Origin of the sequence: Lentimicrobium sp. L6 (genome assembly GCF_013166655.1) — a bacterium.
Classification (GTDB): Bacteria; Bacteroidota; Bacteroidia; order Bacteroidales; family UBA12170; genus UBA12170.
In genome coordinates, this window is sequence record NZ_JABKCA010000112.1 from 1 (window position 1) to 10598 (window position 10598).

General features: G+C 34.6%; 5 protein-coding genes. 4 read left to right on the forward strand and 1 reads right to left on the reverse strand.

Annotated elements, in window-relative coordinates:
* Positions 1-874: 874 nt before the first annotated feature.
* Genes HNS38_RS18825 through HNS38_RS18835 form a run of 3 tightly spaced genes read left to right on the forward strand, consistent with a single transcriptional unit; the run spans position 875 to position 8482 of the window.
* A complete protein-coding gene (locus HNS38_RS18825; RefSeq protein ID WP_172346902.1) occupies positions 875-5929 on the forward strand; it encodes a T9SS type A sorting domain-containing protein in 5055 nt (1684 codons plus the stop codon).
* A gap of 54 nt (positions 5930-5983) precedes the next feature.
* Positions 5984-7612 carry a T9SS type A sorting domain-containing protein gene (locus HNS38_RS18830; protein WP_172346903.1) on the forward strand — a complete coding sequence of 543 codons (1629 nt, stop codon included), beginning with the start codon at positions 5984-5986 and terminating at the stop codon, positions 7610-7612.
* Positions 7613-7672: 60 nt separating this feature from the next.
* Positions 7673-8482, forward strand: coding sequence for a T9SS type A sorting domain-containing protein (locus HNS38_RS18835; RefSeq protein WP_172346904.1), 810 nt, complete (start codon positions 7673-7675; stop codon positions 8480-8482).
* 258 nt (positions 8483-8740) lie between these two features.
* Here HNS38_RS18835 and HNS38_RS18840 read toward each other — a convergent pair whose 3' ends face one another.
* Positions 8741-8947 (reverse strand): hypothetical protein, encoded by a 207-nt coding sequence (locus HNS38_RS18840; protein WP_172346905.1) that lies wholly within the window; start codon positions 8945-8947, stop codon positions 8741-8743.
* Positions 8948-9556: 609 nt separating this feature from the next.
* Here HNS38_RS18840 and HNS38_RS18845 point away from each other — a divergent pair.
* Positions 9557-10537, forward strand: coding sequence for a hypothetical protein (locus HNS38_RS18845; RefSeq protein ID WP_172346906.1), 981 nt, complete (start codon positions 9557-9559; stop codon positions 10535-10537).
* Positions 10538-10598: the final 61 nt, after the last annotated feature.

Below are 10598 nucleotides of genomic sequence, written 5' to 3' on the forward strand. Positions count from 1 at the left end.
AATACGAATTTAAATCGAAAGCTACCTCCCTTTGGGGAGGTTTAGTTCAACACGGGCTCATAGTGCATGCCTCAATTTGTGTAAACATGAATATTACGTTACATTTGTTAATGTATTTGTAAGTAGAAAAATTGTAATTATAAATACGGCACGCACCATAGCCCCAACCGTTAGCAACCAGGCAAAGGCCAACCCACATTTAAGCACATTTGGTTTTTTCTTACGCTAAAAAAGCCGAAACAAGAAAAACCAAAAGAGCTTAAATTTTTGCCACAGCGTATAAGAAAATGAATGATTTATTCCTAAAAAGAAAAAGGAATTAAATATTTCGTGATTTTTATAATATTGATATACAATGTTTTACCCTCCCCCCCCCTGAAACAATAATCGAAATAATTAAATTATATTATAAAACTTTAACAAATTATTTATAACTTTGGGGTGCAAACCAAATCTTAAATTTCGCTTAAAATGAATATCTCGCATTCAAATAAAAATCTCCTCTATAAATCTCAAAGGTTTTGTTCGATTATTCTTAATGGTTTTAATCCGTTAGAAAATGACTCGTACCTGAGATTTAAAAAACCTATAATATTAATACAGAATTCTAATTTCAATGGAAGTAAACAATACTTATTTCTAATTGGAAAAAATAAATTTATCGAGAGATAAGGGATTGATTAAACGGAGCAATCATTCCCTTTGACAAATATTCCGAACAAACTTCTTTTAAATGAAACCAGCTTTTCGACTCGCAGCGTTTCATCTATCCAAACATCTAATATTTTGAATTTTATAATTCGATCTTACCACATTTGCCAACCAATATCTCCCGACAGTTAAATAAAAAATTAACATGTAAAATTAAAGAAAAATGGAATCAAAAATCAAATATATCTGGAAATTATTAATCATAGCAGTTTTTATTATTTATTCGATAAATGATAATAAAGCACAAGTAAACAATCTTGACAGTTGGCGTGTTCTGGAGGAGGATGCAAATGCATTTAAAACAATACCACAGCAATATGATCAATACTTACAACCTTTATATCCTGATTTTGTTAGAGATGGTATTCCCATCGAAGTAAAAAATTACCATCGCTTTTACTCCAGGTGGAATGACAGATTATCAGTAGATGAAAATGGTGATTTATCTTTCGAAACCTACCTGAAGGCTGCTATTGATTACCGTGATAATTTTGAATGTAATGCAAGCGATCCAGCCAATTGGATACAACTTGGCCCAGTACAATATACACAACAATATATGGGCTTGGTTAATCGTTTATCCTGCAAGCCAGGTAATCCAGATGACATTTTAATTTCATCAAATCATGGTGGTATATGGAAAAGAAGATCTACTGGTAATACTTGGGAAAATGTAAATGATGATGACGTAAACCTAATTAATATATCAGCTACTGAATTTATTAGAGACCCATATGATCCAAATCATATTTATGCGTCAACTGGGGATGGGCTTCAAGGGGTTAAATATGGTATAGGAGTTATTGAATCTATTGATAATGGTGAAAACTGGGTAGAAACAAATTTCGATAATGATACTTACCCATATGTAGTAAAAATAGTTATCGATTACGATAACAGCACACAGGGAAGCTTAACTCTATATGCACTTACCAAGAAAGAAATTTTTAAAAGCACTGATTCCGGCAATACCTGGACTACTGTTGTTAACACATTCGATCTTCCATCTGGAATTGAATATTACGACATTCAGGTTAAAAACGAAACTCTTTTTATCGGCACAAAAAGCCTATATGGCAATTATGGATCAATATTATATACATTCAGAAATGGAATTTGGGAAAACACTACTAGTAGTTTGGGGTTACCTGATGCTAAAAGAATTAGAATATCTAAAACTAAAGCTGGTAAAACATTTTTGTTGATAGATGCATATGGAATTGGAAGACTTATTTATAAATCTACAGATTTGGGTATATCTTGGACATTTTTAGTAAATTTAGTCGATGATAAAGGAAATAGCGATCCAGATGATGATCTTCACGCTTTTAGCCCTAAATGTAATATATATTATTCCGAAGAATCCAATATCTTATATAGTGGTAGTGTTCATTTATGGTTTTTCAATGTTAATACTCCCAATCTATTTGATTATTATTATCCTGATCATGTGGATATACGTGATATAGAATCTTTAGGCATTAATGCAAATAATGAAGAAGAGTTATTAGTTGCTACCGATGGTAGTATTGCAAAATATGTCATAGATTTAGATAACCTATCAAGTATTTCTGAGACAAATTTAAATGGCAATTATTTACCTATCGGCAATTATTTTGGTTTAGGTGTAAATAATAGATATGGTGACTTTGTAGTTGCAGGAGCCACTCATATAAACAATTTTCAATATCTCAATGATGAATGGACAAAATTTGGTGGAGGTGATGGCGCTGATTGTTCAGTAAATCCAATTACACCATTTGGTCTACACTATTACCAATATCAACTTCGAATGTACAGAAGAATTATAGAATTTGATGAAGATGGAAATCCAACTGCCAGTTCTAAGTCTCTCCATCCCCATTCTGCTAGTTTTATAGGCTCTCGTTTCTATATAAATCCGCTTAACCCATATGAAATATTAATGGGTAGTGTTAATGAACTTGCCATTTCAGACGAAAGTGACCCTGATAATGTTAATGTAGTAGTAAAAAGTACCCCAACTGAATTAGAAAAAGTGAGAGCTATTGCCATAAATAATCAAAATACGATTTTTATATCTAATTATGGTGCAACTAGTGGTAGTACTATAAACCAGTTTGTCAAATCCACTAACAATGGTGATACCTGGGATGATATGGGAAATAATCTTGTATACAATGCAGATGGTAGTACTTATGGAGATATTTCCAATATTACCAATTTGTTGTATTACAAAAGTTTAAACGATATAATTTGCGATTTAGATAATAGTAACAATATGTGGATAGGGCTAGGTGGGGTAATGCGCCAACCATGGCCCAATCAGGCGTTGCCATTAAACGAGAAATTCAGAGTTTTACGTTCAACAGACGGTGGTGAAACCTGGTACGATTATTCCGAAGGCTTACCTGCACTTCCGGTTAAAAAAATGATTCGAGTAACATTAGATTCAGATTATCTATTTATTGGAACCGATGTAGGGGTTTTTTACCGTACTGCTGACATGAATGAATGGGAATGTTTTCAAAATGGATTACCCATAGCAGTTGTTACTGATCTGGAATACGATTATTGTACCAATAGGCTTTATATTTCAACAGATGGTAGAGGCAATTATTATTCAGGTTTACCAGAACCTATTCAGGATATTGAGATTAGTGAAAATACTATTTGGAATTATACTAAAACTATACCTACCAATGTGGTAGTAAAAAATGGGACCGAACTCACTATTACATCCCATGTATTAATGATGAATAATACAAAAATAGTAGTAGAACCAGGTGCAAAATTAATAGTAGACGGAGGAACAATAACTAACGCATGTAACGAGAAATGGGCTGGAATAGAAGTTTGGGGAGATATTTCTCAACCCCAAACGGAGGAGTTTCAAGGGAAATTGGAATTATATAATGCTACCATTTCACATGCCCATGAAGCGGTACAGCTATGGAAACCCGATGATTATAGTAAAACCGGAGGTATCATTTATGCAGAAAACTCAACATTTTTGAACAATCGCCGCGCAGTTTCTTTATTATCTTACAAAAACCTACACCCAGTATTTGGTATCGAAAGTGACTATGCGGCCACATTTAAACGCTGTAGCTTTAAAAACGATGAAAATTATCTGGATGATAATCCTTTTCATACATTTGTAAGTATGTGGGATGTGAGAGGGGTTAAGTTTAGAGCTTGTACATTCGATGCAGGTAATTTTGAACAATCAGCAATATATACCATTGATGCAGGCTTTAAAGTTGAGAGCATTTGCAATGGTGCCATAGGCCCTGATGGTTGTTTGCCTCAGGATTTAGAACGTTGCGAGTTCTATGGCTTTGATAAAGCAATTGAAGTTAAAAATATATTTAATGATGACCTTTACCCAGTTAATATTCAACATTCCTATTTTTATAATAATAACTATGGAGTTTGGGCATATAATCTTATTAATGTTTTAACTGTAAAAACCAGTGAGTTTTTAGTAGGTAAACATGGAACCAATAAAGAAAAGCAAATATGTGGTGATTTTTATGGTCGAGGTGTTCATGTGCAGGCCAGCACCGGCTTTTTTATTGAAAACAACAGCTTTGCTGCAGTACCCGATGCCAATCTGAGCGACGATGTTATTGGAATAGTAGCTTTGGAAAATCCCAGTAATCACGATATTATAAAAAACAATAGTTTTAGCGGTTTGTTTGTGGGAAATCATGCTTATGGGAATAATAGATTACCTGGTTCAGACCCTATAGTAGGCATCGAATACCAATGCAACCAAAACAGCGAAAATAAAATTGATTTTGAAGTGGTGGGTATCCCTGCAGATGCTCAAATTAATCCCAATTTGGGAGCCATTAATTTATCTGCCCGCAATACTTTTAGTGGCCTGCTAGCTCAATGGCATTGGCGAAATATGGGACAAGAAGATCAATACTATTATATTCACTCTTCTGAAGAGGAAAGCATTTATGAGCCTGAAGATGATAAAATAGAAACTTATAATAATGAGGATATTTTTATAAAAGAAGTAGCCGATTATTTCAACGAATGTGAAGAGGATGGGGGTATTCATGAAGAACGATTGGTGCTTACCCTAGGGGAACAGGAGGAACTAGAAAGCCAGTTTGCAACTGCCGATGCGGAATATACAGCCGTGGAAAGTATTTATAACGATCTGAAAGATGGTGGTAGCACCGAGGGAACCAGTCTGACCATTGAAGCTGCTCAACCAGGTGATACCTGGGAATTACGTGACAATTTACTAGGAAAATCACCCTACCTTTCACGCACCGTATTAGAAAAAGCAGCCAATAAAACCGAGGTGCTACCCAATAGTGTGTTACTGGATATTTTAGCGGCCAATCCCGATGAGTTGAAGAAAAACGATTTTATTCGCTTTTTGGAAAACAAAGAAGAACCCCTGCCTGCTTATATGATCGAAATTCTCAAGGATTTATCTGCTGGTATCACCTACAAAACAGCCTTACTTCGCCAAATGGCCTTGCAAAAACGTAAGCAGGTTGTTTCAGCTAAAAAGATTTTGAACAGTTTAATAAATACCGAGGAGCAAGATAGAGAAGCCATTAAGGGCTGGTTGGGGAATATAAAAAGTCGTACCACCGATATGCAACTGGCCTCGCTTTTAATTGCCGAGGAAAACTATACTGATGCTAATGCATTGCTTGCTTTAATTCCTGATCTCTACCAGTTAGAGGGTGAAGCATTGGAACTTTATAACGACGAAGTATTTTTATTAAATTTGAAAGCCACTTTACAACAGCAGGACAGGAATATCATGCAACTCAACAGCTCTGAAATATCGGAACTCGAAACAATAGCGAATAATCCGAGAGGTATGGCCCGGGCCAATGCTCGTGTTACTTTGGAGAGTTTCTTCGGCTATAACGATTATTGCGATTGTATGGACAGAAATGATGATAAAAATGCCTTTGCAGAATTGGTGGAAAATATTAGCGAAAAAGATAGTCCATTAAGTATTTATGCCAATCCGAACCCTGCCAAACATTATGTGGAATTTTATTTTGAATTATCAGAAATTGATACAGAAGGGGTGATCATCATTTCAGATATCAATGGAAAAGTAATTCGTACTTTTAATGTTAATCAAAACAAAGGAGCCCAGGCATGGGATACACGAAAAATTCCGTCAGGTTCCTATATCTTTACATTAAAAACCAAATATTTTGAAGAATCGGGCAAACTGATTATTCAATAGTGATACATCATGCTATCGGGTTATAATAACCCGATAGCTTTTATTACATTGGCTATGAAATACATATTGATTTCTATATTCGTTTATTTATCGACCAGTGGCATTGCTCAAGAGCTAAATGTTGATTGGGGAGTATGTTTTGGTGCTGATTATGAAAATAGTTATAGCAGAGCATTAGGTGTTTTACCAAATAACCATATAGTTAATTCATTAATAGTAACTAATGATAATGATGCTTTTACTGATTATCATGGTGAAAGTGATGCGTGGGTAATTATAACAGATAGCAATGGAACACTTGTATTTGAAAGATGTTTTGGTGGTGGAGGACATGATTATTTTGGCGACATTGAAGTTTCAGATGAATATATCTATTTTGTGGGGCAAACTAATTCAACCGATGGTGATGTGCAATCGGATCCCATTGGAGGCTACATGAATCTATGGGTAGTAAAAACCGACTTCGATTTAAATATTATTTGGGAACGACAATATGGTTGTTTGGGAACTCAGGATTTTGAGGTGGCAAAGCTTACACCTGAAGGAGGTTTAATATTGCTTATGGATTTTTTTAATCAGGGTGGAGGAGATGTAAGCGAGTATTATGGAGCCTCAGATATTTGGGTATGTGAGATTGATGCTAATGGCGAAATTCTCTGGGAAAAAACTCTGGGCAATTCTATACCAAACCATGCTAGCGATGTAATTCAAAACCAGGAGGGGAATACTGTTGTATTGGGTTATACATATGGCTCTGGAGGGATGATTGAATGTGCAGCACATGGTTCAGAGGATATATGGATTGTTGAGTTAGACGAAGAAACCGAGGAAATTATTTGGCAAAACTGTTATGGTGGTAGCTTAGGAGATGGCTCTGCTACTATTATCGAAGAAAGTACAGGCTATTTTATTGTTGGAGGTACCAGGTCATCAGATGGAGATATACAATCATTAAATCATGGTGAAGGTGATGCATGGGTAATAGAAATAAATTATTCAGGAAATATAATCTGGGAGCAATGTTTTGGAGGTTCGGAAACTGATAGTTTTAATAGGATTTTTAAAACTGATGAAGGAGGCTATTTTCTTTTTGGTATAACATACTCCACAGATGGCAATGTAAACAATACTCTTTGTCCATATCCATATTGTTTCCCAAGTGTCTGGGTAGTAGAATTGGATAGTGAAAAGAATATATTATGGAATGGAGTACATGGATCAATTTATGCTAATTATTATGAGAAAAACGGAATAAAAAGAATTAGCGAACGAGATTTTTACATAGCAGGAATAATAGATGAAAGTACTTTCCTTAATCCGGTAGATGTAGATTGTGAGCCTTACCCTGTCAATTATGAAAAATCTGCCTGGATATATAGACTGTATGATACCACTACCGGAGTCATAAATAAATACCAGGAATTGAAAGGATTAAAATTTTATCCCAATCCTGCCAATACTCAAATTACTTTCGAGTTATCGGTAATTACAAAAGAAAGCAGACTCCAAATCAAAAATATTTTCGGTGAAATCATAGTAGAATTTCCTATATATAAAGGGCAAGAGCAATTAATTTGGGATTGTAGTAGTGTAGCAAGTGGTGTATATTTTTATGAATCGGAAAATAAAGCTTCCAATAGCTATCGGGATATATATAGAGGGAAAATTGTTGTGAGTAGGTAAAGAAGTATTTTAAATATGCTATATTCTAAAAACAATCTTATTTATACAAAAACAAATTTTATGAAAATTTTTTATTATTTAATAATTAGCTTTTATGTGCTAATATCAGGTAATGCTTCTTCTCAAGATTTTCCAGCCAGAGGAGAAATATATGATTTTAACATTGGTGATGTTTTTCATACATATCTCAGTGCATCTATTGGTATGGCTGATCTTCAGAATATTGAGATTGTAGATAAGTATTTCTCTCAAAACAGTGATACTGTTTTCTATACTCAATCTGTAGTTGGATTATACTCCAGTTCTGATACTCCTCCTTGGGGTGAATATTATGAAGAATTGGAAACTATATTTTATACTAATCTGTTGGATACTTTTACTGGAGATTCCTTGTTTCAATTACCCGAGTTATATAACAATAGATTAATAGTTCAAACATTTGATTCATTGGGAGGATCTGAAGAGACAAGAAGATATGCAATAGGATGTGGTGAGGTTTATATGCGTTATTTTGAATTTGATGGACAGGGTTCGGTGTCAGCTAACTTTGATTTGGTATATTTTAAAAAAGGAGAAGAAGAATGGGGGGAAGAGCATACTATAGTTGGCTTAGACGAAATGATAAAAGAAAACAAATTAACCATTTATCCAAATCCTGCAAAAAATTATATTACTTTTCAGCTACCTCTGAATACAATAGAAAGCATTATTTACATAACAAATATTTATGGCATCTCTATAGCAGAGCATCATATTTACAAAGGGCAAACACAAATAATATGGGAATGTTCAAATGTTGCAAAAGGAGTTTATTTCTATCATACAGAAATTGAAGCAACAAACTATTCAGGAAAAATATTAATTCAATAACCCAAACCCTTTTCAGCCAAGCACATTGTCAAGTCCCAAATGCCAGCAGCACAAACCAGAACTTGCAAAGAGCTTGTCTGACCAGCGCAAGAGAAGATGAAAAAGGAAGCCCGGTTGCTAACAAAAGCTGATAGTGCATGCCGCAAAAAGGAGTAGAGAAAGCAAAGAGATTGTATCTTTGAAGATAATTCTCTCAAAGAAAAAATAACATTAGAATATGCGGCACAGCACCATAGCAAGGTCGTTAGAATGCAATATTTAATGCCAATGGGTGGTTATTAAACCATAAATGGCTTTTTTATTATCTTCACTATCTTTTTCAAAGTAGGTGCATAGCATTGCTGTTTTCTCTGTTGGGTCTGATTTACCGCCATTTATTACGGAATCTGCAAAACTACGTTCATGCTCTGTCGGTGTTATCGAAAGGGTATTAAATACAGCATCTAACATGCTGTCATAAGTCATTTTGCTATTTTTTCAATCATTTGTATAAGTTTTAATATTTGCAATTCTAATTTAATTCAATGCTGTTTGGTTGGCAAAACTCCTCATACAGCTGTACCGTTATTATTCAGGGCCGATATCTTTTTACTAATTAGGTATATTTAATATTTTGAAGATTATCTTTTCTTTTTGGCCGACGCAAAGATTTTATTTGCCCACGAAGCACAGCCCACACAAATAGCTTTCCCAGAAGGCTGGCGCTGCTCCCTCGCTTGCCAAGGCTGGCCTCACCACGCCGTTGCACACCAACAGCACAAAGCCAACGCACGGCTGATCCTTTAGCATTCCCACAAGGCCAACGCTTATGGCCACAAGCTGATCAAAGAAAGCTATTTGCTCCCATACCGAAGCTCGTCCGACCCACAGGCATAAAATCTTGCAGCCCACCAGCCACAGAAGGTAGCCCCGAAATAATAACAAGCGCCATAGCGCATGCCCAATATTTTCCTATATGATTATAAAGCAGTCTAAATATTACTATATTTGAGCATTAAAATAGAACCGAGCAGAAATGGGCACGCCCCATTGCGCGGGATCGTTGTAGTGCATTAGAAAAGAGCTAAAATAAATATGAAAAACAGAATAATAGTATTGAGCCTTATTTTAATAGGTGCTTTGATTTTAGGAAGTTGTAATCAAGAAAAAGATGACCTAAAATCAAATCGTTTTGAAAGTATATTTCAAACTGAATTTCCAAACCATTTCCCTCAAAACACAGTAGATGCTTTTTTATTGCGTGAAATAATTAATGATTACGTAACTGAAAAAGATACCAATGAATTGCAAGTTTATATCAAGCATATTTTGAAAAATGAGATATTTCCCCTAGACTCTGTAGTATATAATAGGATTTTGAATAGAATTGATACTGACGAGAGACTTGTGAAAAATTGTGACTATTTGAAAAAAGTATTGACTTGCGATGAAAAATATGAGTCTAGGCACTTCAATGTTTACAATTTAAACAGCAAAGTAAATCAAGAAGAAATTAGACTCTACGATAAACAATTTGATGAACTTAAAATGGTGTTCCATAATACAGATACCATGAAACTCAATATAATTCTGGATACAACCCTAAGTTATTGGAGAGCTTTTCCTGCATGGAATGTGAAATATGGCTTGTTACAAAGATATATTAACGGTAACCCTCACGAGTTAGTTCATCATTTCTTTACAAAATATTCAGATGTTCCGTTTTTTCATGAACCATTGGCATTTTTATACGGTGATTACAGCAATGATACAACGAAATTCTATAATGAGTTCACAACACTAAACGAACAGTTATCAACGAATGAATATTTAAGAGCAAAAGAAGTTTGGCATTTCCCGGCAATAGTAACATTGGAAAAACATGAAAAATTAAGTTTTTGGCTATTTACATCGACTTTGATGCAGAAATATGGGATCGAGAAGTTTATTGAATTTGCAAGTCTAACAACTTGGGATAAAAACAACGGTGATTTTGAGAAAAATTTTAATACCGTTTATAGCATATCATTGAATGAATTTGAACAAAACCAAATAATTAGAAAACTGATAAAATAACGCACTACAACAATTAAGCATCGTTTTCAGCCCTAAGCCGTGGAGCTAAGCATTTACTTAT